At 60.2% G+C, this 25,452-nt stretch carries 25 protein-coding genes; 9 read left to right on the top strand and 16 right to left on the bottom strand.

What is annotated here, in order from left to right; all coding sequences use genetic code 11:
- Positions 1-5 precede the first annotated feature (5 nt).
- Complete coding sequence (locus QQK95_RS21545) at positions 6-971, top strand: GntR family transcriptional regulator (protein ID WP_284276473.1); 966 nt, start codon at positions 6-8, stop codon at positions 969-971.
- 23 nt (positions 972-994) lie between these two features.
- Here the strand turns inward: QQK95_RS21545 and QQK95_RS21540 are convergent, their stop codons facing one another.
- Genes QQK95_RS21540 through QQK95_RS21515 form a run of 6 tightly spaced genes read right to left on the bottom strand, consistent with a single transcriptional unit; the run spans position 995 to position 6,474 of the window.
- A complete protein-coding gene (locus QQK95_RS21540) occupies positions 995-1,654 on the bottom strand; it encodes a helix-turn-helix domain-containing protein (RefSeq protein WP_284276471.1) in 660 nt (219 codons plus the stop codon).
- A gap of 45 nt (positions 1,655-1,699) precedes the next feature.
- Positions 1,700-2,488, bottom strand: coding sequence for an ABC transporter permease (locus QQK95_RS21535; RefSeq protein ID WP_284276470.1), 789 nt, complete (start codon positions 2,486-2,488; stop codon positions 1,700-1,702).
- 5 nt (positions 2,489-2,493) lie between these two features.
- A complete protein-coding gene (locus tag QQK95_RS21530; protein WP_284276468.1) occupies positions 2,494-3,390 on the bottom strand; it encodes an ABC transporter permease in 897 nt (298 codons plus the stop codon).
- A 4-nt stretch (positions 3,391-3,394) separates the two neighbouring features.
- Positions 3,395-4,501, bottom strand: a complete 1,107-nt coding sequence (locus QQK95_RS21525; RefSeq protein ID WP_284276467.1) for an ABC transporter ATP-binding protein — start codon at positions 4,499-4,501, stop codon at positions 3,395-3,397.
- Positions 4,498-5,544 carry an ABC transporter substrate-binding protein gene (locus tag QQK95_RS21520; RefSeq protein WP_284276465.1) on the bottom strand — a complete coding sequence of 349 codons (1,047 nt, stop codon included), beginning with the start codon at positions 5,542-5,544 and terminating at the stop codon, positions 4,498-4,500. Before QQK95_RS21520 ends, QQK95_RS21525 begins: the two co-directional genes overlap by 4 nt.
- Before the next feature lie 24 nt (positions 5,545-5,568).
- Positions 5,569-6,474, bottom strand: coding sequence for an aminotransferase class IV (locus QQK95_RS21515; protein WP_284276463.1), 906 nt, complete (start codon positions 6,472-6,474; stop codon positions 5,569-5,571).
- A 161-nt stretch (positions 6,475-6,635) separates the two neighbouring features.
- Here QQK95_RS21515 and QQK95_RS21510 point away from each other — a divergent pair, with 161 nt between their 5' ends.
- Genes QQK95_RS21510 through QQK95_RS21490 form a run of 5 tightly spaced genes read left to right on the top strand, consistent with a single transcriptional unit; the run spans position 6,636 to position 9,888 of the window.
- Complete coding sequence (locus QQK95_RS21510; protein WP_284276527.1) at positions 6,636-7,622, top strand: aldo/keto reductase; 987 nt, start codon at positions 6,636-6,638, stop codon at positions 7,620-7,622.
- A 17-nt stretch (positions 7,623-7,639) separates the two neighbouring features.
- A complete protein-coding gene (locus QQK95_RS21505) occupies positions 7,640-8,521 on the top strand; it encodes an amidohydrolase family protein (protein WP_284276461.1) in 882 nt (293 codons plus the stop codon).
- Positions 8,518-9,102: a DUF1349 domain-containing protein gene (locus tag QQK95_RS21500; protein ID WP_284276459.1), complete on the top strand. Its 585-nt coding sequence runs from the start codon at positions 8,518-8,520 to the stop codon at positions 9,100-9,102. Before QQK95_RS21505 ends, QQK95_RS21500 begins: the two co-directional genes overlap by 4 nt.
- Before the next feature lie 13 nt (positions 9,103-9,115).
- Complete coding sequence (locus tag QQK95_RS21495; protein ID WP_284276457.1) at positions 9,116-9,556, top strand: RbsD/FucU family protein; 441 nt, start codon at positions 9,116-9,118, stop codon at positions 9,554-9,556.
- Between the two features lie 47 nt (positions 9,557-9,603).
- Positions 9,604-9,888, top strand: coding sequence for an FCD domain-containing protein (locus QQK95_RS21490; protein WP_284276456.1), 285 nt, complete (start codon positions 9,604-9,606; stop codon positions 9,886-9,888).
- Between the two features lie 3 nt (positions 9,889-9,891).
- On the opposite strand, the gene QQK95_RS21485 is transcribed toward QQK95_RS21490, so the two are convergent.
- The 7 genes from QQK95_RS21485 to QQK95_RS21455 form a co-directional block, all read right to left on the bottom strand.
- On the bottom strand, positions 9,892-10,581 hold the full coding sequence (locus QQK95_RS21485) for an SDR family NAD(P)-dependent oxidoreductase (protein ID WP_284276454.1): 690 nt from the start codon (positions 10,579-10,581) through the stop codon (positions 9,892-9,894).
- 25 nt (positions 10,582-10,606) lie between these two features.
- On the bottom strand, positions 10,607-12,271 hold the full coding sequence (locus QQK95_RS21480) for a hydantoinase B/oxoprolinase family protein (protein ID WP_284276452.1): 1,665 nt from the start codon (positions 12,269-12,271) through the stop codon (positions 10,607-10,609).
- Between the two features lie 35 nt (positions 12,272-12,306).
- A complete protein-coding gene (locus QQK95_RS21475) occupies positions 12,307-12,537 on the bottom strand; it encodes a hypothetical protein (protein WP_284276450.1) in 231 nt (76 codons plus the stop codon).
- A complete protein-coding gene (locus QQK95_RS21470; protein ID WP_284276448.1) occupies positions 12,534-14,570 on the bottom strand; it encodes a hydantoinase/oxoprolinase family protein in 2,037 nt (678 codons plus the stop codon). Before QQK95_RS21470 ends, QQK95_RS21475 begins: the two co-directional genes overlap by 4 nt.
- A gap of 51 nt (positions 14,571-14,621) precedes the next feature.
- Positions 14,622-15,395, bottom strand: coding sequence for an ATP-binding cassette domain-containing protein (locus QQK95_RS21465; protein ID WP_284276447.1), 774 nt, complete (start codon positions 15,393-15,395; stop codon positions 14,622-14,624).
- Positions 15,392-16,585, bottom strand: a complete 1,194-nt coding sequence (locus QQK95_RS21460) for a sugar ABC transporter permease (protein ID WP_284276445.1) — start codon at positions 16,583-16,585, stop codon at positions 15,392-15,394. Before QQK95_RS21460 ends, QQK95_RS21465 begins: the two co-directional genes overlap by 4 nt.
- A 159-nt stretch (positions 16,586-16,744) precedes the next feature.
- Positions 16,745-17,839: a sugar ABC transporter substrate-binding protein gene (locus tag QQK95_RS21455; protein ID WP_284276443.1), complete on the bottom strand. Its 1,095-nt coding sequence runs from the start codon at positions 17,837-17,839 to the stop codon at positions 16,745-16,747.
- 292 nt (positions 17,840-18,131) lie between these two features.
- Between QQK95_RS21455 and QQK95_RS21450 the strand changes: the two genes are divergently transcribed.
- The 3 genes from QQK95_RS21450 to QQK95_RS21440 all read left to right on the top strand — a co-directional run bounded on the left by QQK95_RS21450 (position 18,132) and on the right by QQK95_RS21440 (position 21,169).
- On the top strand, positions 18,132-19,172 hold the full coding sequence (locus QQK95_RS21450; RefSeq protein ID WP_284276441.1) for a LacI family DNA-binding transcriptional regulator: 1,041 nt from the start codon (positions 18,132-18,134) through the stop codon (positions 19,170-19,172).
- A 417-nt stretch (positions 19,173-19,589) separates the two neighbouring features.
- A complete protein-coding gene (locus QQK95_RS21445; RefSeq protein WP_284276439.1) occupies positions 19,590-19,844 on the top strand; it encodes a helix-turn-helix domain-containing protein in 255 nt (84 codons plus the stop codon).
- A complete protein-coding gene (locus QQK95_RS21440) occupies positions 19,844-21,169 on the top strand; it encodes a type II toxin-antitoxin system HipA family toxin (protein WP_284276437.1) in 1,326 nt (441 codons plus the stop codon). Before QQK95_RS21445 ends, QQK95_RS21440 begins: the two co-directional genes overlap by 1 nt.
- Before the next feature lie 187 nt (positions 21,170-21,356).
- Here QQK95_RS21440 and QQK95_RS21435 read toward each other — a convergent pair whose 3' ends face one another.
- The 3 genes from QQK95_RS21435 to QQK95_RS21425 are packed head-to-tail and all read right to left on the bottom strand — an operon-like array spanning position 21,357 to position 25,404.
- Complete coding sequence (locus tag QQK95_RS21435) at positions 21,357-21,800, bottom strand: CopG family transcriptional regulator (RefSeq protein WP_064982442.1); 444 nt, start codon at positions 21,798-21,800, stop codon at positions 21,357-21,359.
- A gap of 5 nt (positions 21,801-21,805) precedes the next feature.
- The gene (locus QQK95_RS21430; RefSeq protein ID WP_284276433.1) at positions 21,806-23,794 is read right to left on the bottom strand and encodes a conjugal transfer protein TraG; all 1,989 of its coding nucleotides are present in this window, start codon (positions 23,792-23,794) and stop codon (positions 21,806-21,808) included.
- Positions 23,795-23,817: 23 nt separating this feature from the next.
- Positions 23,818-25,404: a relaxase/mobilization nuclease domain-containing protein gene (locus QQK95_RS21425; protein ID WP_284276431.1), complete on the bottom strand. Its 1,587-nt coding sequence runs from the start codon at positions 25,402-25,404 to the stop codon at positions 23,818-23,820.
- Between the last annotated feature and the right edge of the window lie 48 nt (positions 25,405-25,452).

The raw sequence follows: 25,452 nt of genomic DNA, 5'->3' as shown, positions 1-25,452 counted from the left end.
GTCGCATGGGGCATCGCCCGCTCGCTTATGAATCCATCGCCGACACCCTCAGAAGGGCTGTCCTCGGCGGATCCGTTCCAGAAGGCACTGTCTTGCTCGAGGGACCGATTGCCGCCCTCTTTGGCTCCAGCCGGTCGCCGGTCAAGCAGGCGCTTGCCACGCTGGAGGCAGAAGGGCTGGTGCGGCGGTTCGAGGGCCGCGGCGTGCTGGCTGGAAACGGCGGGCCGCCGCTGCGGCTGAAGATAACGGGCGAGATGCTCGAGCTTGAAGCGCCGAAGAACGCCAAGGCCTTCGCCTGGCAATCCTACTATTACGACTTCGAGGAAACGGTCGTCCTGCGCGCGGTGTTTGGAAGCTGCCGCATCAACGAGCTGGCTCTGGCGCGCCACTACAAGGTGGGCAGGACCGTTGCCGGAGACATTCTGAACCATGCGGCGAAGAACGGCATCGTGATAAGTGACGAGAAATCCCGGTGGTGGATAAATCCGCTCGACGAGCGCCGATTCCAGGATTTGTATGAAATACGGCTGTTGCTTGAGCCGGCTGCTTTGCGCACCGCGATGGCCCGCATTCCTTCCGACACACTTTCCGAAATGCGCGGGCGCCTGACGCAGGCCTCGGCAAAATTTCCGCTGGTGGAACCGGCCGAACTGGATCGGCTCGAGGAGGACCTGCATGTGAATCTGCTGCAGTACAGTTCCAATTCCGACATACTGGAAACCCTCGTCCGCACGCGCGGCATCCTCGTCGCGGGCAAGCACATCCAGAGGGCGGTGCGGGGCAGATTGCCGATCGACGCCTTCATGGACGAGCATCTGGAAATCATGGACGCCATCGATGCCGGCAACGCCGCTGCGGCGCAGAGCGCGCTGGGCGAACATCTGCAGCGGTCGAGCGACAAGGCCGTTGAGCGCTTGCGGGCGTTTCGCAAAATCAGCGTTGTCTCGCATATGTCCTATCTGATCGATTAGCGCCGGGACACAGGCATCGCCGCTCAGTCGGCCTTCGGGCCGGAGTGGGATTCCTGGATGATCTGGTCCTTGATGATCTCCCGCAACGTCTGCGCCAGATTCGGCGTGGCGCTCGAGCAGCAAACGAGAATGGAACTGGTTGGCTCGTGCAGCGACATGTACCCGTGTTTCATGGTGCTATCGAGATAGACGCTGTCTCCCTGCTCCAGATCCATCGGCTCATAATACTCGCTGTACAGACGCACCTTGCCACTCAGGACGAGCATGAATTCCTCGCCCACATGAGCGGTCAGTGGCCCCATCTCCTCGGGGGTCATCGCCTGCACCTCGATATAGATCGGAATGATGCGCTTGTGCGCCACGTCGGCGGACAGATAGCTGTAGCTGTAATGCTGGCGATCGAGCCTCTGGCCTTCGAAATTGCGGCTGATGCTGCGCCGTGCAACCACAAGCGGTGGCGTGGGCTCGCTGGGCGGCGAATTCAGCAGATCGCCGATCTCGACACCAAGGCCGTGCGACAGCTTCAATATGGTGTCGAAATTCGGTGAGATGTGACCGTTCTCGATCTTCGACAATGTCGAAGTGGCAATGCCGGTCATGGAGCTGACTTCGGCAAGCGTCCATCCATGATAGGCGCGCCGTTCCTTCAGCAATTTTCCAAGGTCTTTGGTTTTTTTGTTCATATCTTGCCGTCGTTTCCAATTGCCTAGACCACAATCTTCGCCACGCTATGGCTTGCGTTCAATACTTTCGCGGAGCGACATTGCACCCAACGCCGCGAACAACAACGTTACGCACAGCACGACAGAAACGAGCGCATTTATCTCAGGGGTAAAGCCGGTTCGCATCATTGCCCAGAGCCGCATGGGCAGCGTCGTCTCTCCGCCGACGAGAAAGAACGTGACCAATGTTTCGTCGAACGACAGCGCAAAAGCAAGCAGCGAGCTGGTCAACAGTGCCGATCGCAACTGCGGGAGAACAACATAGAGGAAGGTTTCGAGACCGTTTGCGCCGAGATCGAGAGATGCCTCTATCTGCGAATTCTCAAGTGTGTCGAGCCTGATTGTGACCATACGATAGACCACCGCCAGGATCAGCACGATGTGGCCGATCGTGACCGTGATCAGGCTTCGCTCCAGCCCGATTTCTCGGAATGCGACCAGCAGCGAGATTCCCGTGATGATAGCCGGCAGCACGAATGGCAGAAAGATGATGAACTCGACGTAGGCGCGGCCACGCCGCACACCGGTTTTCATGTAGTAGGCCAGCGCCAATGATATGATCGTCGCGCTGACCACAGCGCAGATCCCGACGACGATCGAATTGTAAAGGGCTGCCAAAAGCTGCGAATTGTCCGCCAGCCGCCCGTACCATTCCAGGCTGAAGTTCGACCAGTCGATCTGATGGTTCTTCATGGCGAAAAATGAAAACAGGATTACGATCAGCGCTGGCGCGTAGAGCACCATGAATGTAAAGCCGCCGACAACCCACAGAAGTGCGATGGTGAGGCGTTCCAACCTGGTCATCCCAACCTCGCTTTTCGCGCGATGAGGGAGGCCAGGCCTATCAGCGCTATGACGGTGACGAGCAACACCACGGCGAGTGCTGCCCCGAAAGGCCAGTTGAATGCCATGCCGAACTGGCTCCATATGGCGCGGCCGAAGGTGAAGCCCTCGCTTCCTCCCACCATCTGGGGCGTTAGATAGTCGCCGAGTGCGATGACCATGACAAACAGCGCGCCGGCAATCGAGCCCGGCAGGCTGAGCGGCAGGATGACAGTCAGGAATATCTGCCCCGGCTTGGCGCCGAGATCGGCCGCGGCACTCAGCAGAGATTGCGGTATGCGCTCCAGCGCCAGAAAGATCGGAAGGATTCCAAATGGCAGGTAGATCACAGCCATCGCCAGCATGACAGCGGTCTGGTTGAAGATGAACAGTTTGCTCGGCGCATTGATGATGCCCGACGCCATCAGGAAGGAATTCAGGAAACCGTTGAAGCCGAGAATGCTTCGCATCGCATAGATCTTGACCACATAGTTCATGACCAGCGGCAGCGCACTAAGCAGGAGCAGCAGATAGCGCGTCGAGCCCTCCAGCCGCCAGATCAGGTAGGAGATGATGTAGCCCAGGAACAACGCCACCGTCGCCACGACGAAGGCAAGTTTTACGGTTCCGAAGAACACGTAGAGGTAGCTGCCGCTTTGGAAGAACGCCGCGTAGTTTGCCAGGGTCAGATGGCCGGTAACGATATTGTCCTTCTGTTCGAGAAAGCTGTAGGCCAGGAACGACATCAGCGGTGCCAGGATCATCACCGTGGGCACGCCATAGACGAGTAGCCTCACAACGATCTTGCCTGGCGAGGCAAGCCAGCGAGGCGGTCCAACACTGGTGTCAGCGAGCTCAGCGGAAACGACGGTCATCATGTCATCCTCGCGGCAGCACGTTGACGTCGGCCTCGGACCAACGCAGCGGCACGTCATCGCCAAAGGCTAGGTTATTGCCGGATTGACCCGTCGGCACCCTGACCTTGATCGTCTGTTGCGCCTTGCCCACGTTTAGCGACAACTGGGTTGTGGCGCCGAGAAACGTGACGTTTTCCAGACGCCCCACGCAAACTGATTGGCCCTGACGCAACTCGCTGCCGTCATGGATGGAAAAGCTCTCCGGTCTTATCGCCAGCAGAAAGCTGCCGCCACCCTTGGCCGATGCGGGCAGAGAATGTTTGCCAAGCGGACTTTCCAGGATGTTGGCGGCATTGTTGTCGGGCTGCGCCGGCAACAGGTTGTTCTCGCCAAAGAACTTCGCCACGAACTCGGTTCGCGGCTTGTAGTAGATTTCTTGAGGCGTGCCGACCTGAATCAGATTGCCGTGGTCCATGACGGCGATGCGATCCGACATAGAGATCGCCTCTTCCTGATCATGTGTGATGAACACGAATGTCGTGCGTATGCGCCGCTGCAGGTCTTTCAGAAATTCCTGCATCGAACGCCGCAACTCGGCGTCCAGCGCTGCCAGCGGCTCGTCCAGGAGGATGACCTGCGGCTCGCACACGATGGCTCTCGCCAGCGCCACGCGCTGGCGCTGGCCACCACTCAATTCGCTGGGATAGCGTTCGGCCTTGTCAGTCAGGTTGACGGTTTCAAGGACGGCAGCGACCTTTGTCTTGATCTCCTCAGCCGGTCTGCGCCTGATCCGCAACCCGTAAGCCACGTTCTTTGCCACCGTCATATGAGGGAAAAGCGCGTAGTCCTGGAACACCGTATTGAATGGTCGCCTGAAGATCGGCACCTGGGAGATATCGGCGCCGCGCAGCAAGATGCGGCCGGATGTCGGCGGCGTGAAGCCGCCGATCATCCGCAAGATTGTCGTCTTTCCCGATCCTGATGGTCCAAGGATGGTGAGGAACTCACCGTCCTTGATGTCGAGATCGACCGGTTTCAGAACGTTGAGGTTCCTATAGGACTTGGTTACGCCAACCAGCTGGATGACGTTCGGTCTGACGACCTCTTCTTCGGAGAGTGCAGCAGTCATTGTTGAACCGGAGTTGCCTTGATCTCGTTCCACAACTCGATGCGACGGCCGAAATCTTCCGGCGCCTGGAGGAAGACAAGCCTGTCGGAATAGGTCAAGCCGATCTTTTCATTGGCGTCACCATTGGTGGTGTTACCGTAACCGGTCTTTTCGCTGATGTAGGTTCCAACCGCCTTTTCAAGCATGGCGTCGACCCATGCGTGAGCGAGCTCGGTGTCGCGGGCCTTGGCGCTGATCGCCCAGCAATCGATCCAGCCGATCGCGCCTTCCTTCGGAATTGTAAGCCCGACATTGGCGCCACGGCTGCGCAACATCGGCGCCTGAGGCTCACCCATCGACATCATGAGATCGATGCCTCCTTGAGCGAAAATACTGACGCCGTCGTCGAAGCCAGCATAATAGCTCGCGACATTGGCCTTTTGCTCCAGAAGCTTGGCCTTGACCTGCAAGAACTGGTCGGCCGAGAGGTTGAAAGGATCCTTGAAGCCGAGCAAGAGCGCCGTGGTGACGATCGCGTTGTTGGCATCATCCATCACGATGATGCGCCCCTTGTATTTCGGGTCCCAAAGAATGCTCCAGCTGTCAGGAGCGGTTTTGAACGTGTCGGTGCTGTAGATCAGCGGAATGGAACCCCAGGCGAAGGGAACCGCGTACGGCTTGCCATCGAAAATAATCGCCGACACGGAACGGAAAGCCGGCAAAAGATTGCTCGACTGCGGGACTTTGGCGAGATCGACAGGCTGAAGAAGCTTCTCCTGCGTCAGCCGCTTGTAGGATGACGTCTCGATGGCGATGACGTCGAAATCAGCGCCACCCGACGCTGTCATCTTGGCGAAGATCTCATCGACGCTGCCGGTGTAGCTGATGCTTACGGTCGATCCGGTCTTTTGTTCGAAGGCTTTAACCCACTGGTCGTCGGCATATCCCTCCCAGGTCAGGATGCGTAGTTCCTTGCCGGCCGCTTTGGCTGGCTTGAACGCGGACGATGCCAATGCGCCAGCTGCCATGGTGGTGGTCAGAGACAGAAATTCACGTCTTTTCATTTTCATTCCCCTTCGTTGAGTTTTCTATGCGGAGTAGTTAACTGGTGTCTGGTACCAACCTGCCTTGTGCTGTTCCCAATAGAATGACTTGAGCCGCACGCTTAATTTTCCTGGTTTGCCGCCGCTCATGACGTGATCGTCGATGCGCGATACGGGCATGACGCCGCCCGCCGTCGTTGTGCAGAACATCTCGTCCGCCGACAGCAAATCCTGCTTCCGCAACGGCGCAATCCGTGCCGGAATGGCGAGCATTTCGCAAAGTTCGAGCACAGAGCGGCGCGTGATGCCCTCGAGCACGCCGCGATCGGGGGTGAGCACTTCGCCGTGGCGCACGATGAAGACGTTGAACCCCGGCCCCTCGGTGACATAACCGTCGCAATCCAGCAGGACGGCGGTGTCGGCTCCGGCATCATGGGCCTCGAAGAGGCCGCGGGTCAGATCGCCCCAATGGTAGTTCTTGACGGTCGGGTCAATGGAGGCCGGGGGGATTCGGGGCACCGAAGCGATATGGAGATGGGCTCCGCGGGCCTGCACATCGAGCGGGATGACGTCGATCCATGGAATGGCGTAGACGATAAGCTTGTTGTCGCAGTCCTGCGGCCGCCTGGAACCGAAAACGCGAGGGCGACCTCGGGTGCAGACCATAGCCACATAGGCATCCCGCAGCCCAGAAAGGGCAACGCATCGCTCTGCTATCGAAGCAATCTCCGCCATCGAATGAGGTGGAGCCAACCTGACGCCAAGCATCGATCGCTCGAACCGCGCAAGGTGATCGTCCAAACGAAAGAAACTCCCGTCCCGCACATGCACGACGTCGTAGGTGACATCGGAACGGGAGAAACCCCAATCCAGAACGGATATCTTGGCTTCGCCGGCAGGGACGAACTTGCCATCGCAATAGGCGACGCCGTTTGCATGCTTAGCGTTCATGGATGCAGCCTACACTTCCCGAAATGAGCATGAAGAAGGTGACAAAAAAATTGCTCACTTGCAAGATAATTTTCCTTGGAGAAATTTATTGACATTAGAGAAATAGGGTGGGAATTAGCTTCCAAGCGGACCTTTTGGGGCGCGTTTGGGACGAATCTTTTATGCAAGAAACATCTGGACTGAGGCCGCTGGGCCGCACCTCGCTCAAGGCCACAGCCCTGGGTCTGGGGACGACGGCGATCGGCGGGCTGTACTCCGCGACAAGCGATGCCGCCGCATTTGAAACAATGGAAGCTGCCTGGGATCTCGGCATACGATTCTTCGACACGGCCCCCCAATACGGTAACGGCATGGCCGAACAACGCCTGGGTTCCTTCCTGAAAACCAAACCGCGCGACAGCTATATTCTATGCACCAAGGTTGGCAGGCTGCTGCGGCTTCCCCAAGAACCGCAGGGCGAGGACGACTACTACAAGGGTACGCCCCCCGAGCGCCCGGTCTTCGATTTCAGCTATGACGGGGTCATGACTTCGGTCGAGGAAAGCCTGCGGCGCCTCGGCCTCGACCGCATAGATGTGCTGCACATCCACGATCCTGACGCACATTATGCGCAGGCGATGGACGGGGCCTACAAGGCATTGGACAAGCTGCGCTCGGAAGGCCAGATCGGCGCAGTCGGTGCGGGCATGAACCAGAGCGAAATGCTGGTGAAGTTCGCGCGCCACGGCGTCTTCGATTGCTTCCTTCTTGCCGGCCGCTACACGCTCCTCGAACAGGGTGCGCTTGACGAACTCCTGCCACTTTGCGTGGAAAAGCAGATCTCGATCATCATTGGCGGCGTGTACAACAGCGGCCTTCTCGCAAATCCCGGAGCTGGCGCGAAATTCAACTACCAGGAGGCCGACAAGGGGCTGATCGACCGCGCTCTGCAACTCGAAAGGGTCTGCTTGCGTCATGGCGTGCCGCTGAAGGCCGCCGCCATTCAGTTTCCGATGTTTCATCCTGCGGTCGCAAGCGTCCTGACCGGGGCCAGAAGCCGCGAGGAGATCATCGAAAACGATGCGCTGTTCCGGCACCCCATCCCGGCGGCCATGTGGGACGATCTGCGATCCTCGGGACTGATCTCACCCCAAGCCCCCACTGTCTGAACCGCATGCAAGCGCGCGTGATCGACGCTCACCAACATTTCTGGAACCTGGCGACAGGCAGCTACCCATGGATGGTCGGCGACGCCATGCGCCCACTACGGCGTGATTTCGGCCCCGGCGACCTGCTGCCGCTGATGGCGGAAGCCCACATCGATTCAACCATCCTGGTGCAATGCCGTCATGATCGGGAGGAGACCCGCGACTTTCTTGCCATTGCCAAAGATCATGCCTTCGTCGCGGGTGTCGTCGGCTGGGTCGATCTTCAAGCGAACGACTGCTCGCGCCAGATCGCAAAGCTGCGCACTCTCCCGGGCGGGGAACGACTTGTCGGCATCCGCCACAATGTTCACGACGAGCCGGATGCCGATTGGCTGCGACGGCCAGCGGTCCGTGCTGGCGTGTCGGCCGTTTTCGAGGCGGGGTTGACCTTCGACCTGCTTGTGCGAACCCGGGAGGTTCCTGCCGCCATCGATCTGGTGCGACAATTTCCAAGCGGCCGGTTCGTGCTGGATCATATGGCCAAGCCTCCGATCGCATCAGGGGCTATCACCTCCTGGCAATCCGGCCTCGAAAAGCTCGCAGCGCATGGAAATGTCTGGTGCAAGATTTCCGGCCTCGTGACCGAAGCGGAATGGGGATCATGGCGGACCGAAGATTTCGATCATTGCATGCAGGTGGCATTGGATGCTTTCGGGCCCGAGCGCATAATGTTCGGCTCTGATTGGCCAGTTTGCACATTGGCTGCTGGCTACAAGGACGTGAGAGAAATCGCAGGCCGGTTGGCCGATGCCAATCCCGCATTGGCCGACCGATTTTTCCATCTCAACGCGATTGATGCCTATCGCCTGCGGTCGGTGGCGGAGTCACGACCATCATTCTCACCAGAGGAAACGAAATGAAAATCAACCTGAAAGACGGCGTATGGCTCAACCAGCCGGCAAACTGGTTGGCGGAGGATGCCAGCCTCACCATGACGACGGATGCCAAGACCGATTTCTGGCGAGAAACCTACTACGACTTTACTCGGGACAGCGGCCATTTTCTCGGCGTTCCGGCAACCGACGGTTTCACCGCCGTGATTCGCATCCAGGGCGAGTTTCGGACCCTGTATGATCAGGCGGGGCTCATGGTTCGCATCGATGACAAGCGCTGGGTCAAGACCGGCGTGGAGTTCACCGATGGCGAACTCTTCCTCAGCACAGTCATAACGGACGGCAAATCCGACTGGTCGGTCTCGAAGCCCTTCAAGGAACTGGAGGACTTTTACATCCGGGTGACGCTTGCCAAAGGCGCCCTGCGCATTCAAGCCTCGCGGGACGGTAAATTCTGGCCGCTGTTGCGCCTCGCGCCCTTCCCGTCCGCGGCCTCCTACGCGGTCGGTCCGACAGCCTGTACGCCGGAGCGCAGCGGACTGAGTGTCCGCTTTTCAGAATTCTCGATCGGTCCGGCCATCACCACCGATCTCCACGATCTGACCTGAAGGATACTCCATCATGCTGATTGGGATCGACCCTATCCTGAATGCCGACATTCTCCACGCGTTGCGTGCCATGGGCCATGGCGACGAAATTGTTATCGCCGATGGGAGCTTCCCCGCACAAACGGTGTCGAAGCGTCTGGTCCGCATGGAAGCGAGCGATTTGCCGCGCATGTTGAAGGCAGTGCTATCGGTGATGCCGGTGGACGATTCCGAGCCGGATCCGGTGATGGGCATGGAAGTCATCGGCGATCCGGACAAAATCGTACCGGCACATATCGCAATACAGGCGGTGCTCGATGCCTTGCCCGGTCGGCCAACAAAGCTTGCTCGGATTGAGCGTTTCGCATTTTACGAGCGCGCCAAGCAGGCATTCGCCGTCATAGCCACTGGCGAAACCTTGTTCTACGGCAACGTGATTATTCGCAAGGGCACCGTCGATTTGGGCGCGAACTGACCGACTTTGAAGGCCAAGCGCCATCGGAGGTTCTTCATGTCGATACCTTGCGTCACGGCACGAATGGTGAATTGCTTGAGGCCTTGAAGCGGACCCGTTGCGTATTGGTCGCGGGCAAGCACATTCAACGCGCGGTCCGCGGTCCGGAGTCGATTGATGCCTTTATCGACGAGCATCTCGGGATCGTTGACGCGATCGAAGCGCAGGACTTTCTGCTGGCACGCGACCGTCTCACCCGGCATCTGCTCACCTCAAGCCGCAAGGCTGCGGAACGGCTTGAAGCCTTTCGCGCCATGAGTGCGCCGATCGAGGTGGCTTTCGTACTCGATTGACGTTCAGTAGGGCAGTGACTTCCCCCTGTAGTCGCAATAACGAAAGGCGCTCGCGCCCGACCCGTCCTCGAGCAACGCCACCAGGCCGCGAACAGAGGTCGATACATCGATGTCGGCTTCCGTGCCCCCCATGTCGGTGCGCACCCAGCCTGGATGGGCGACCGTGACGGCGAAAGTCCCTCGGCCGCATCGATCGTAGAAGCTCTTGGCGGCCGAATTCAGTGCCGCCTTGCTGGCGCGATAGATCCAGTCGTCCCCCTTTGTATTAAGTCGGACCGAGCCCATACGCGAACCAAGGAGCATGATGTGGCTCAGGGATGGACCGAGCCGCCGCGCCAACATGTCAGCCAGCACGGCTGGCGCCACGCTGTTAGTGTCAAAAATCGCGGCCACGACTGCCGGGTCGAGAGTCTCATCGATATCCTTGGGCATGATCCCTGCCGCGATGACGATATGGGTTGTGCCTTCAAGAAGCGGCGTATCGACAAGGCGCTCGCGGGAAGCGCTGTCTGTGATGTCAAGCCCCAGCCAATGCGCCGCTGGCGCGTGGGCGCCACCATCCCTGCTGGTTGCCACCACCTGCCGACCCTGCGCCGTCAGCACTTTGACCAGCCCGAGACCGATTCCGCGGGACGCGCCGACGACGAGATATTTGTGCCCCGCTGGCCGCGTCGCAACTGCCTGACCGTTCATGGATAGTGCCTGCCTTTGTCCGATCCTAGCGATAGGTGGCCGCGCCGGTCTCAGTGATCCAACCTGCGGCAAGATCCTTTCGGATGGCCTCGGGATCGCGCTTGCGCGAGTCGCCATAACCTCCACCGCCTGGCGCCACGACGATTACCTGGTCGCCTTGATAGACCTTGGCGTTCGAGAATTTCGAGGCCGAGACCTTGCCGCTATCCTGATGGAAATCCTTCCAGTCCTGAGACCCGGACCGCTTGATATGTAGGCTGCCGCAGCCGCCGGCCTGGCCCTTGAAGAGCCCCCACGGCGCCAGTTCCTGTCGATCCGACATGAAGGAGAGCGTGAGTTCCTCGGCGAGGCAAGTCATCTTTTTACGCAGTGCCAGGCCGCCGCGATATTCGCCAGGCCCGCCGGTATCGGAGACGAATTCATGAGCATCAATGCGCCATGGAAAACGCGTCTCGAACACCTCGACAGGGTTCAGCCGCGAATTGCCGTTAATAGCGTTGCAGGCGCTGTTGCCATCGGCATGGCTGCGCCCGCCCCAGCCGGGGGTGGAAAGATCGTAGCAGACGACGTACTCCTCGGTCCGCGCATTGTAGCCGCCGAACAGGAAGTTCGAGTGGGTGCCGCCATCGGTCGCGAAGGCTCGTTCCGGCACGGCCGCCGCCAATGCGCCGATGACCGTGTAGCAGATGCGGATATGGGTTTCGGTGTTGCCGCCGACTTCAGGCGCTGGATAGTTGGCGTTGACCACCAGACCGGGCGGAGCGACTACCCGAATCGGGCGGAAGCAGCCTGAATTCTTCGGGATACTTGGGTCGGTCAGGTGAAGTATAGCGTTGTATGAGGCCGAGAGCGCAACGGAAAGAACGCCGTTGATCGGACCCTTAGCCTGCTTGTCCGAGCGGCGGAAGTCCACAACGATCTCGTCGTCTTGGACAAAGACGTCGACTGCGATCTTGTAGCGTCGCTTCTCGATGCCATCGTCCTCCATATAATCCTCGAAACTGTAGCAGCCGTTCGGAAATTCCTTGAGCTCGGCCCGCATGCGCGCCTCCGAATAGTCGAGCAGGCTATCGGTCAGCTGCGTGAAGCGGTCGAGACCGAATTCGGTGACCAGCGCCCGCATGCGCTGCTCGCCGAGCTGGACTGCGCTGATCATTGCGCGGAAATCGCCGAAGTTCTGCCTGGGCGTGCGGTAGTTGGCCAGCATAAGGCGCCAGATGTCTTCCACGTCCTTGCCGCGACGCCGTATCTTCACCGGAGGAACGCGCAGGCCTTCGTGGAAGATTTCGGTCGCCTCGCCGGCGAAGGCCCCCGGCACCATGCCGCCGACCTCCGCAACATGCCCGATCGCCACCGAGTAGCCGACGAATGTCTTGTCGACGAACACCGGCTGAATGAAAGTGTGTTCGGGCGTATGCATGCCACCGCGATACGGATCGTTGTGAACGATCACGTCGCCCTCCTCAAGAGTCTCGACAGGGATCTCCTGGGTGATCGTTTGGATAACCAGCGGCAAGCCGCCGATCATTGACGGTTGAAAGTCACCGGTCCCGATCAGGTTGCCCTTGGCGTCGGCCAAGCCGCAGGTGAAGTCCAGGCCCTCGTTGAAGATGGTCGAATAAGACGTCATCATCAAAGTGATGCCCATCTCCTTCGCAATCTGGACCAGGCGGCCGTCCAGAATGCTCATCTGGACCATATTCTTGGCGTGTCTGCCCTGCATCGTCATTTTCCCGTTGCCACGCGTTGCCGTTTCGGCTCGACGCTATCTGCGCCACGCTTCTGGTTTGCGATCTCGGATTCGCGCTTCATGTCCCAATCAACGCACCAGTCGGAGCAGTAGCGCTTGTTGGCGCCGTCTGTGGTGATGCGGATCGGCGACCGGTAGAGCAGAATCCCGCAGTTGTCGCACTTCGTGTACTCTTCGAGGTAATAGCCGTTGTCTGAGAACTTCATCGCGCTTGCCTTTCCGAAACGTGGAGGTTGCCGTAGTCGTCTACGAGCAGTTCCTGGTCGGGATGCAACACGACCAGGGACACAGCCTCTTCGATGACCGCGGGGCCTTGGATCGTGTCGCCGGCCATCAGTTCCTCGCGCCGATATACCGGCGTGTCGTGGCGTCCTTCGTCATAACCAACGGACCGCATTGAAATCGGCTTCGGTGCAAAGCTTGTCCTGGCCAGCTTTGGCACCTGCGGTTTTGAAAGCCGTTTGACTGCCGTTACGTTGAAGTTCACGATCTCGATGAACTCACCAGGAATGTTGAAGCCGAAGCGCTCTTCGTGCGCCTTGTCGAAGCCGGCCCACAGTTCCTTCGCAGTGGCGTCGTTGAATATGGTGAAGCGGAGCGGCAACGAGAGCTCGTAGTTCTGGCCGTGATAGCGCAGTTCGACGCGGCGCTCGACGCTGATATCGCCCGCGAACCCTTGGGCGTGGAGTTGCGCCAGGCAGTCGGCCTCAAGTTCCTTGAGATGCTGCGTGGCGCGACCGTGGTCCATGCGATTCGAGGTCATCTGCACCGTCCGCTGGCGGTCGACACGGGCGTCGGTCGCGGTGAATCCGAACGCCGAGAACTGACCGGGATGGACCGGTATGATAGCCCGTGACATCGAAAGGTCTTTCAGCAGATCGCAGGCATGCACTGGCCCGGCCCCGCCGAAGAACATCAGCGAGAACTTGTCAGGTGACTCACCCTTTTCAATCAGCACACTGCGGACTGCGCCAACCATATTGTTGTTGACGATCTTGATCACCGCTAGGGCGGCGTCATCGACACTGAGGCTGAGGCGCTCGGCCAAACGCTTGACGCCGGCGCGCGCGCCATCGGCGTCGAGCGCCACCGTGCCACCAAGGAAATTGTCGGGATTGATGCGGCCCAGCACCAAGTTTGCGTCCGTCACTGTCGGCTCGGTCCCTCCGCGACCATAGCAAATGGGACCGGGGCGCGACCGGGCGCTCTGCGGACCGACGCGGAGCAGCCCGCCCTTGTCGATCCAGGCGATCGAGCCTCCGCCGGCGCCAATTGTACGCACGTCCAGCATCGGCACCTGGATTGGAATGCCCCATTCCACTTCAAAATCGGTTGTGAGCGATGCGGTGCCGTTCACAATCAGCGAGCAGTCGGTCGACGTGCCGCCCATGTCGATGGTGACGAAGTTCTTTTCGCCGGTCACGCTGCCTATGAACTGCGCCGCCACCACGCCACCTGTCGGGCCCGACAAGGTCATCTGGACCGGCGCCTCGCAGGCTCCTGCGACGGTTGTCTGCCCGCCATTCGATTTGGTCACCACCACGCGGGCCGCCCCGACTGCCTCGGCGATCCGGCTCTCGAGCTCGCCGAGTTGATCGGTGACGATCGGCTTCACATAGGCGTCTGCTATTGTTGTCGAGGCCCGCTCATATTCCTTCCATTTTGGTAGGACATCGTAGGAGATCGAGATCGGCAGGTCCGGAAAGCGAGACGCGAGATAGTCGCGCGCCGTGATCTCGTTCTGGGGATTGATATAGGAAAACAAGAGGCAAACCGAGATCGCTTTGATATCGCCACGTTCGGCGATGCGGTCGGCGACGCGACGCAGGCTATCCATGTCCAGGGGAAGGATGATGTTGCCCTCGCAGTCCACGCGTTCGATGACCTCGAAACTGTTGGCGCGCTGGAGCAATGGCTCCGGCTTCACCCAGCGTGAATTGAAATGGAAGCGGCGATTGCCGCGCTGGATGAAGGGGACGTCTCGAAAGCCCTGGGTGGTCACGAAGGCGACGTTGGCGCCATTGCGTTCCAGGATCGCGTTGGTTGCGATGGTGGTCCCCAAGCGGATGCCGGAGATCTCGTTGCGGCGCGGAAACTGCTTCAGGCCGTTGAGTATGCCGTCGGACGGATCGCCTGGCGTCGAAAAATCCTTCCAGACGGTCACTTCGCGGCTCTGCTCATTATAGGCTACGAAGTCGGTGAAGGTGCCGCCGACGTCGATACCCAGTATGTAAGACATGTCGTTCCTTTCCTGCCGGTGTGGGGCGCAAACAAGCCCGCACGGGTGGCATCAATCTTCGTTCGGCACGTTTATGCCGGCCATGAGGTGAAGCAGTTCGCCCTCGTCTATCTCCGATGCCCGGACCGCAGCGACGATCTTGCCGCGCCTTAGCACCAGGATACGATCGGCGGTGGTGAGCACGTCGCTGAGCCGGTGGCTGATCAAGAGGATAGCGACGTTGCGTTGCGGCAGGCGCCGAATTAGCTCGAGTACCGGCTGGCCGGCCGAAACCGACAACGCGGCGGTTGGTTCATCCATGATGACAAGCTTCGGCTCATAGGCGACCGAACGGGCAATGGCGACCATCTGGCGCTGACCACCGGACAGGGCCGTCACTGGCTCGCGCAGGTTCGGCAGCTTGACTTCAAGCATGGTGAGAAGCTGCTGCGCCTTCGCCATCATGACGTCGTGGCTCAGCCGAGCGTAACCCAGCACGCTACGACGGGTTATCTCGCGTCCGAGGAAGATGTTGGCGCAGATATCGAGATTGTCGCACAGCGCCAGGTCCTGATAGACCATTTCCACGCCGTGGTCGCGCGCCCAGGTGGTCGAGGAACTCTGAACCGAAGTGCCGCCGATCCGGATCTCGCCAGAGGTCGGTGGTACATCGCCCGCGATCATCTTCGTCAGTGTCGACTTTCCTGCGCCATTGTCGCCGACAAGTCCAACGATCTCGCCGGGGAATATCTCGAAGCTGACGCCCCGCGTGGCCTCCACGGCGCCATAGTTCTTGCGCAGATCGCGCACTGAAACTGCCGACGCCGACGTTACTGAAGTGCTCATCTAGGCCTCCTCTGGGCCGCGTGATCGGCCGACACAGCAACGATGAGCAGACCGCCGGTGATGATCATCTGATAGAAGGTGTCGACCCCCGCGAGGCTGAGCCCATTGTTGATACTCGCCATGAGTAGCGCCCCGATCACGGTGCCAAGAACCCTGCCTTCCCCGCCAAAGAGGGAGGTGCCGCCGATAATTGCCGCGCTGAGAGCGCTTAAATTGACGAATAGCCCAACGTTCGGGGGTCCAGCGTCGAGCCTGGATGTCTGTATGATTGCTGCGACTGCGGTCAGTGCGCCCATCAGCCCGAACAGTGCCAGGACCATGCGGTTGACGTTGATACCTGCGCGCTTCGCCGAGGTCGGGTTTCCACCGATGGCATAGACGTATCGGCCAAAGCGCGTGTGCCGTCCGCTATACTCCATCACGAATACCAAAAGTGCTAGGAAGGCCAACGGATAGGGAATGCCGTTGCGAGTGGCAAACACCCAGGCCGACAAGGCGGCGGCGCATAGCGACAGTGCCAGGATAACCAGATTGACGGCGCGCCGCTCATATTTCTGGGGGCCGAGCAGCGCCGTATATACACGCACCCACCCGTGGAGATAGATGGCGGCGAGTGCCAGGATGATGAACAGGCTTATGGTAGTTGGGATTTCGCCATTGGCGATTTCATAGAAGGTGTCGCCGGCGCCCGACAGCGTTTCGGCGCCCGACAGGACGTAGGCAAGGCCGCGTAGCCAAGAAAAGCCGGCCAAGGTGATGATGAAGGAGGGAATCCCAAGCGTTACGCGCAATCCGCCCTGGAGAAGCCCGACACCGACACCAACCAGAAGCACGATGAGGATTGTGAGATAGGCATCAAGCCCGGCCTTCTGCAGCAGCAGCATGCAGAGCACGCCGCACATGGCAAGCAGCGACCCGACCGACAGATCGATTTCACGGGCCACTAGCAGCCAGCACAGGCCTGCAGCGATGATGGCGGTTATCGCCGCCTGGACCGCTAGATTGGACAAATTGCGTGGGCTTATGAAGACGCCGGTCCAGGCATGAAAGCCTATCCAGATGGCAAGCGTCGCCAGGATCAGAATGATGATGCGCCAGTTGCTTCGCTCCGCTTCGAAAGACTGCCTGGAAGGGGCGGTTGCCGTGACATTTTCGGTCGACATAGCCGTTTCTGCTATTTTGGCGTTCATGGTCCAGTTCCTATTCAGGCGGCGAACCATGGATTGTGTCCGCAAAAGACATCCGGCGCGCAAGCCCGTTGCTGAAGTGGCAGGTCGAGCGCTCGAGTGGGAGGCTTCTCGAGCGCTCGACCTCGGACCGGCGGCTGGGTCCGCCGGCTTGGATGACCGTTAGAGTTGGTCCGCCCCGGCCGGCCATTTGTCCTTCGGAATGCTGTCGAGGATTGCCTTGCTATCGACGTAGATCGGGCTATACGCCTTCAGGTATTCGACCATGTTGTCCCGGGTGATATTGCGGTCCTCGACCGGAACGTAAGGCAGTGTCACACCATTTCCGGCATCGTAGGTTTCGGAAATACCGAGCGCCTCGCCCTTCGCCAACTTCGCGCAAAGCTCGCCGGAGATCTTGCCCATCTGATCGAACAGGGTGAAGCTCGACAGTGCCATGTTGCCGAGCAGGATGTGTCGGCAGCCCTCGATGGTCGCATCCTGGCCGGTCACGAACGCCTTGCCGGCGAGCCCGACCTTTTCGAGCGCGCCGATGACGCCGCCCGCCATGCCGTCGTTGTTGCAAAGGAAGCCGGCGATGTCGTTGTGATTGGCCGTCAGCGAATCTTCCGCTTGGCGACGCGCCGCGTCCGGATCCCAGCCATCGTGAAACAGGTGGCTGACCACCTTCAACTCGCCCTTGTCGATCAGCGGCTGCATGATGTCGTAGTAGCCTTTGGTAATCTCTTCGGCCACGGTGTTGCCAGCCTGGCCCGAGGTCACCACCCAATTGCCCCTAAGCACACCGGCGTCGAGCGCTGCCTGAGCCGCCTTGCGACCAACACCGCGGTTGTTGCGGGCCACGTAGACATCAACCTCCTTCGAAGGGATCGCGGTGTTGTAGGCCAACACGGGCACACCGGCACGCTTGGCGCGCTTTGCCATGTTGACGCCGGCTTCGGCGACCACCGCGACAATGGCGAGCGCATCTATTCCCACGGTAAGCAGGTTCTCGACATCAGCAAGCTGCTGCTCCACCTTGAAGTCCGCTTGATTGACGATCGGCTCGAAACCTGCGGCCTTGACGGCCTGCTCAAAGCTCGGCCGGTCCAAATTCTTCCATCTCGGGACCGTGAACGTCTCCATCGCGAACCCGATCTTGCCGGTGCCGGCCGCCGAGAGCTTTCCCGTGCCTCCAAACGTCGCGATGGTAGCGATTCCTGCGCCGGCAGCCAGAAATCCCCGTCTGGACAGGTTGAAATTTCCTTTCATGGTCATTCCCCTTTCTTGCGGTTGAACGCTTATCTTTAACGTTAAAGGTAATGATTTTCGGCGACACCTGTCAAGGGCTTTGTTGCGGCCTCGCCCTTTCGGCCTCTTTTTCAAAAAAGATCGTTTAATTTAAGGTATTTAGCGTAAGTTCCGGACTTTGCGCCCAGTGTAAAATTCGAATTTATCGTTAAATGCCTTCACCATTCAGGGGAGGTTCCGACGCCAAAAATCCTCCTGAGATTGCCTCGCAGCGCCGGGCAGTCTATTTAACGCTACAAGTACCCCGGGAAGGGATTTGATGGCTGGCCGGAAGATCAGAGATCAGGTGACGCTGAAAGATGTGGCGGCGGCGGCTGGCGTGTCCGTCATGAGCGTTTCCAACGTCGTCAATGAACGATGGGACCTGGTGAGCGAGCGGACACGCGCCATCATCGAGAACGAAATCAAGCGTCTTAAATACCAACCCCAGCTTGCCGGCCGCTCGCTTCGGACTGGACGGACCAACACGATCGGCCTAATCGCGCTGCAGGGCAGCGACGACAGCATCCGCTTCAACCGCAAGACTCAGGCTGCCATAGCGGGATTCCTCGAAGCGATCAGCGGCCAAGGCTACACGGTCTGTCACGTGGTTCGCAGCCACTGCCCCATCGAGACCGCCATCGGATCACTGGCGCAGCGTCTGGACGGCGCCGCCCTTTTGGTCGACGAGAGCCTGGAGATCCGCAAGAAGGATATTGCGGTGATCGCTAGTCTCGGCATCCCGATTGTCGAGATCCAGGGCCTTCGCCTGCACGATTTGCAGGACTGCTGCTCAATACATGAGAAATCCGACGCTCAGATCAACGGCCTCGCGGCCTTCATGGCGAAGGGACCGCCAGGTCCGGTTTTCTATATCCGCGTGGGAGACAGCGACCGCCGAGCTCTGCGCCGATACAAGCTGCTGCGGGCCCATCCGATGCTTCGGCATTTCGAGTTCGCCGAGCCCCTTGGCATCATCGATTTCTTGTCGCAGAGCGCCACCGCGACGGCCTCCAACGTCTTTGTATCCAGCGAGATCGAACTTGCTGACGTGGCGCAGGGCTGCGTACTGGCGGGGCGGCCAGACGTACTTGGCCAACTTGTCTGCCTTGATGCAGAATCTCAGAACGAAAGGCCGGACGGGGCAGGCATTCCAGGATTGCAATCGGTCGCATTCAGGGTCGGCACGGTTGCTGGCACATCCCTCCTGGGACGGCTCAACACGAGCGCCTTCACCTACCGGGACATAGGCGTCGATTGCCGGCTGGTGCTGCCTGACCGCGCACGATGGAGCAGCGGTCGAAGTCTGCGTGTTGTTTGACACTCCGATTGCCGTCGTTACTTTTCTAAACCAATGATACCATGGAAATGAAGCTATAGATCAATAATAGTGGAAAAATTTAATGAACAAGTGGAGTAGAATTAAGTTAATAATCTATTTTTTAATTGCAATCTCGTTTCTATTCTCGGCTGTTTACCTGGAGTCCGAAAACGGAGCGCGTAATACTGGCTCGATATGGCCTCTTGGGTCGGGTCACTAGGTGCTAGTCCCTATGATTGCAGGGCTCGTTTCAGCTGGGGCGCCAAGACCACCGCTTGCCAGCTGACGCGTCGGCATCATACGCGATCGCGTATATCTTCTTTATATACGTGATCGCGTATATCTCCATTTTATACGCAACTCCGTATATTGACGGTTAATACGCGATCGCGTATATTGCAGACGTGGAGACCCATCATGACAGACCAGATCGCTCGCAACGAAAAACAACTCGGGGCCATTCTGCGCCGCGCCCGCAAGAACGCCGGACTCACGCAAGGCTCGCTCAGCAACCAGATCCACCTGCGCCAGGGTACGGTCTCCCGCCTCGAGGCCGGCGAGCCCGCGATGCAACTCCGCACCTTGATGGCCGCCCTCTCCGCCCTCGACCTTGAACTCGTCGTGCGCGCGCGCAGCAAAGGCAGCTCTGCTGATATCGAGGACCTGTTCTGATGGCACGGCGACGGGCTCACATCCCCCTGAACGTGTTCCTGAACGGGCGTTCGGTCGGCGTACTGCGCAGGGAATCGACGGGCGCCATCGACTTCCAATACGCACGCGAATGGCTGGACTGGCGCGGCACCTTCCCGATCTCACTCTCGCTTCCCTTGCGGGAAGACCGCTATATCGGCACGCCGGTGACCAACGTCTTCGACAACCTGCTTCCCGACAATGATGCCATACGCAGGCGTGTTGCCGAACGCGTCGGCGCCGACGGCACGGATGCCTACAGCATGCTGGCTGCGCTCGGCCATGACTGCGTCGGCGCGTTGCAATTCCTGATCGATGGCATGGATCCAGGCCCTCCCGGCAGTGTCGAAGGCAAGCCGGTCAGCAACGAGGACGTCGCCGGAATAATCGAGAACCTTGCTGCGGCCCCGCTAGGCCTCGGCGAGGACGAGGACTTTCGCATCTCGATTGCCGGCGCTCAGGAAAAGACCGCGCTGCTGCGCAAGGACGGAGGCTGGTTTAAACCGATCGGCACGGCAGCGACCACCCATATCCTGAAGCCGCAGATCGGCCGGCTGCCGAACGGCATCGATCTCTCCAACAGCGTCGAGAACGAGTATCTGTGTCTCAAGCTGCTGCAAGCGTTTGGCGTTCCTGCTGCCCAGGCGGAGATCGCTGACTTCGGCGAGCGCCGCACGCTGATCGTAGAGCGCTTCGACCGGCTGTGGGCCCGCGACGGCCGCCTCCTGCGCCTGCCGCAGGAAGATATCTGTCAGGCGCTGTCGGTGCCGCCGACGCGAAAGTACCAGTCCGATGGCGGTCCCGGGATGCGGGAGATTGTCGAACTTTTGAAGGGTAGCGATACGCCTGATCAAGACATCGCCACCTTCTTGCGCACCTGCATCTTGTTCTGGCTGATTGGCGCGACCGACGGCCACGCCAAGAATTTCAGTATTTTTCTCAGCCCAGGCGGACGATTCCGCATGACGCCCCTGTACGACGTGCTGACCGCGCAGCCCAGCCTTGATACCGGACAGATTCCTCGCAAAAAATTCAAACTGGCAATGTCGGTCGGCAAGAACAGGCACTATTCGGTACCTGACATCATGCCACGCCACTTCCTGCAGACCGCTGACATTGCCGGTGTGGGTACCCCTGTCATGCGCAGAGTTTTCGATGACATTGCTGAAAACGTGGAGAAGCAGGCCGACGAGGTGATCGTCTCGCTGCCCCGCGGCTTTCCTGAACAGCTTGTCGACGCGGTCAAGTCGGCTATCGGCAAGCGGGCGGCCCTCCTCGCCGACGACAAGGCTGATGCCATCGACTGATCGAGGTGTGCGGCGAACCGGCTGCCGGGACTTGCTCGCCCATCCTGTTGCCGCTGCTGATCATCATCGTCGTCACCGGTGCAACGACATTATCGTCGCGTGACCGCCAGAGGCGTCGCGTATCGCCATCATTATCATGAGCATGGCCATCAGGCTCCAAGCTAGCCGACTATTGGCCTGCAATCCGTCAGGGTGGGTTTCCGCTGCTATCCATCGGATTGATATCTTCGGAAATCTCCTGCCGCAGTTTCGGCCCCTTCGCCAGGCGCCTGCCCAAGGCCGTCACGAAGGCTTCGTAACGTTCGGCCGCCTTGGCGCGTGCGGCCTGGGCGGCGGGCTCGGGCAACGCCGGCGTTGTCGCGAGCCAGAAGCGGACGAACACCGCCAGTGTCTCGACCGCAATGCCGATATCGCGCTCCTGCCTGGCCAGGCGGCGATCGACCTGGTCGAGGCGTTTGGCGATAGCGGCCTCGCGGCGTGCGTCCGCATCCGGCGACAGGAAGGAAGCCAGTGCTGCTTCCGCAATCATGGATTGGGGTTGACCGCGCCGTGCCGCATAATCGCCGAGCATCGTCATGATGCTCTGATCGAGATAGACGGAAATCTGCGCCTTCTTTTTGCGAGCCGTCATGGCGCCTACAACTCCATGCCGTCATCGGGGTCTAGGGAAACCTGCCGCGCAACGCCCTGCATGAGGCGCGCCAGGCGTCGGTTGCGCACCGCATCATCGTCGTCGGCATCGTCGTCCGGTTCCATATCGAATTCGTTTTCGATCGGCGCCGCTTTCTCGACCGCCTGCGCCCGATTGAGTTCGGCCTGCAGGCGGCGCTCCGATCCCGTCGGATCTCCGTCGTCCTGCTGCAGCGTTCCGGAAGCCTGCGTGACCTCCAAGTGAGCCAGGACCGGCAACTGGCTCCAATCATCAGGTACGGCCTCTTGCGACCGCGCCAGTTCGGGTGGCGGCAACACGCGCTCCTTGAAACTGGCGTCCTCGTAATACCGGGCCTTCTTGGCCCTGATCGGCGGCGCGCCCGCCACCATGACGATCTCGTCGGTCGGCGGAAGCTGCATGATCTCGCCAGGAGTGAGCAACTGCCGCGCCGTCTCTTGCCGCGACACCATGAGATGCCCGAGCCAAGGCGAAAGCCGGTGACCGGCATAGTTCTTCATCGCCCGCATTTCGGTTGCCGTGCCGAGTGCGTCCGAGACCCGCTTGGCAGTCCTCTCGTCGTTCGTGGCGAAGCTGACGCGGACATGACAATTATCGAGGACCGAGTTGTTGGGACCGTAGGCCTTCTCGATCTGGTTGAGCGACTGCGCGATGAGAAAGCTTTTCAGGCCATAGCCGGCCATGAAAGCCAGCGCGCTCTCGAAGAAGTCGAGGCGGCCCAGCGCCGGGAACTCATCCAACATCAGAAGCAACCGGTGGCGGGTTGTCTTGGTAGTCAGGTCCTCGGTGAGGCGGCGACCGATCTGATTGAGGATGAGGCGGATGAGCGGTTTGGTCCGGTTGATGTCCGAAGGCGGCACCACGAGATAGAGCGTTGCCGGTCGCCTTCCGCCGACAATGTCGGAAATTCGCCAGTCGCAGCGCCGGGTCACGCCGGCGACAACCGGATCGCGATAGAGACCGAGGAAGGACATCGCGGTGGACAGCACGCCAGAGCGTTCATTGTCGGATTTGTTGAGCAGCTCGCGCGCCGCACTGGCGATGACCGGATGCGGGCCGGCGTCACCGAGATGCGCGGTCTTCATCATCGCGGCAAGCGTCGATTCTATCGGGCGCTTCGGATCGGAAAGAAAGGCGGCGACGCCGGCGAGCGTCTTGTCCTGCTCGGCGTACAGAACGTGGAGGATCGCGCCGACCAGCAGCGCGTGACTGGTCTTTTCCCAATGGTTGCGCTTTTCCAGGCTACCTTCCGGATCGACGAGAATGTCGGCGATGTTCTGGACGTCGCGGACCTCCCATTCGCCGCGGCGGACTTCCAGAAGCGGATTGTAGGCTGAAGATCTCGAATTGGTCGGATCGAAAAGCAGCACGCGACCGTGCAGAGCGCGAAAGCCTGCGGTGAGCTGCCAATTCTCGCCCTTGATGTCGTGGACGATCGCCGAGCCCGGCCAGGTCAGAAGCGAAGGCACCACCAGGCCGACGCCTTTGCCGGACCGGGTCGGGGCGAAGCACAACACGTGCTCAGGCCCATCGTGGCGCAGATAATGGCGATCATAACGCCCGAGCACGACACCATCGTTGTCGATCAGGCCCGCTGCCTCGACCTCTCGCCTTTCGGCCCAGCGTGCCGACCCGTAGGTCTGAACAGTCTTGGCTTCGCGCGCCCGCCACACCGACATGCCGATGGCAACAATGATCGAGAGGAAGCCACCAGACACGGCGATCAAGCCGCCTTTCACGAAGATAGACGGGGCGTAGGCGTCGTAGAAATACCACCACCAGAACAGAGCGGGCGGATAGTAAACGGGCAACCCAGCAATCTCGAACCAGGGTGGACCAAGCCCGGCCTGGAAACCGAGTTGCCATGCGGTCCATTGGGTCGCCGCCCAGGTCGTCAAGAGGACGATCAGGAAGACCGTGAGGATCTGGCCCCACAGGATTTTGGTGGCGGACATGGCGTGTGCCTTTCATCTGGTTTTCAGAGGCCGAGCCCCTTCTTGCGGCCACAACTCCAGTCGATGCCGCCATCGCCGCGCACGACACCGGAGACGTGCTGGCCGAGATGCTTTTCGAGTGAGGGCGTCCAGGGGACGAGCTGGAAGCCGAGCCCGTCGTCGATCATGGCGAAACGGCCGGAGGCCAGTGACAGGCGCTGGCGATAGGCGCCGGCAACAAAGTCTCCGCTGGCGGCGCGCTGGAAGGGCTTGCCCGTGTCGGCCGCCAGCCTGTCGCCAAGCCTCCCCAGTTCCGCCCGCCGCAGTGTATCGAGCAGGCTTCGGGTGAAGATGACGCGTCTGCCTTCCCGCTCCGCGAGCCCCTGTTTGACAAGATGTTCGGCGCGCCGGTCGAGGGCGTCGCGAACCTCGGCGCCGAAGCCGGACTCGGCCAGTGCGGCCGGTTCGCGCGCGATTGCCTGACGGTCGAGCCAGGTCGCACCCGATGCTGTAATCTGCTGATCCACTCCAAGATCGGAGCGCACTGCGAGTGCGGCCCGGCGTTGACCGCGCGCATCATCGAATTTGCGCAGCTCGACGATCGATCCCGGTGCGCCGTCGCCAGCCGCCTCCAGATCGGAAAGCTTGATGTGATGGGTGCGTCCGTCGACGCCGTCGACAACGGCATAGGCCGTGCCGATCAGTTCGTCATCGAGCCCACGATCGACCAGCCGGCCGATTACCGGCGTCTCCAGGCTTTCCGCGGCCAGGACATAATTGGCTAAGCCACGCTCGATGCCAGCCGCTCTCATCGCGCGGTGGATGCGCTTGATGATGTCGCCGCGCTCGCCAAGCGCGCGCAGTGTTGCTTCGGCCCGTTCGTCGATTGCCCATTGGCCGGGCCCGGCCTGTTGGGCAAGGCCAAGGGTCTCGAGCTTGCGCAGGCGACCGATTTTCAAAGCGTGATACTCGTCCGGTTGCCTTAGGCGAGATGGCGCGAGATCGATGATCCCGCTGTCACGGCTGTCGCGAAGCAACTGCCGATCGAGTTGCGTCCACCGCTCGGACTGGATCTGGCTTTCGAGCCTGTGGCGGATATCGAGATCGGTGCGCGGACCCAGTTCCTGGGTAACCAGATCGCGAGCCCGGTCGCGCATACCTTCCTTGATGTAGTCACGCGCGATGACCAGATCCTGGCCATCGTCGCGGACGCCACGCACGATCAGGTGAATGTGGGGATGCTCGGTGTTCCAGTGATCGACCGCCACCCAGTCGAGCCGCGTGTCGAGGTCCTTCTCCATCTGCCCCACCAGATCGCGGGTGAAGGCGTTGAGGTCCGCCATTTCGAGAGCGTCGTCCGGCGAGACGATGAAGCGGAAATGGTGACGATCGTCCTGGGCGCGCGCGGCGAAATCCGCGCCATCGGCATTCTCCGTGCCCGGGCCGAACAGATGCCCCTTCTCCCCGTCCCGGCTGACACCCTCGCGACGCAGATAGCTGAGGTGGGTGCCAAGCGGAGCGGAGCGCGCGGAATGACGGACGACGCGCGCCTTGACGACGGCGCCGCGCGACCGCGAGGTGATGAGGCGGTTGGCCTGGATGCTGGCGCGCTGACCGTGACCTAAGGACACGTCGATAAATTGCTGAATCGATAAAGCTCGTTTTGGGGGATTCCGAAA

The organism is Mesorhizobium huakuii (assembly GCF_030160235.1).
GTDB classification, from domain to species: Bacteria; Pseudomonadota; Alphaproteobacteria; order Rhizobiales; family Rhizobiaceae; genus Mesorhizobium; species Mesorhizobium huakuii.
The sequence above is the reverse complement of the archived record's forward strand: the minus strand, read 5'-3'. Positions and strand labels throughout refer to the sequence as shown.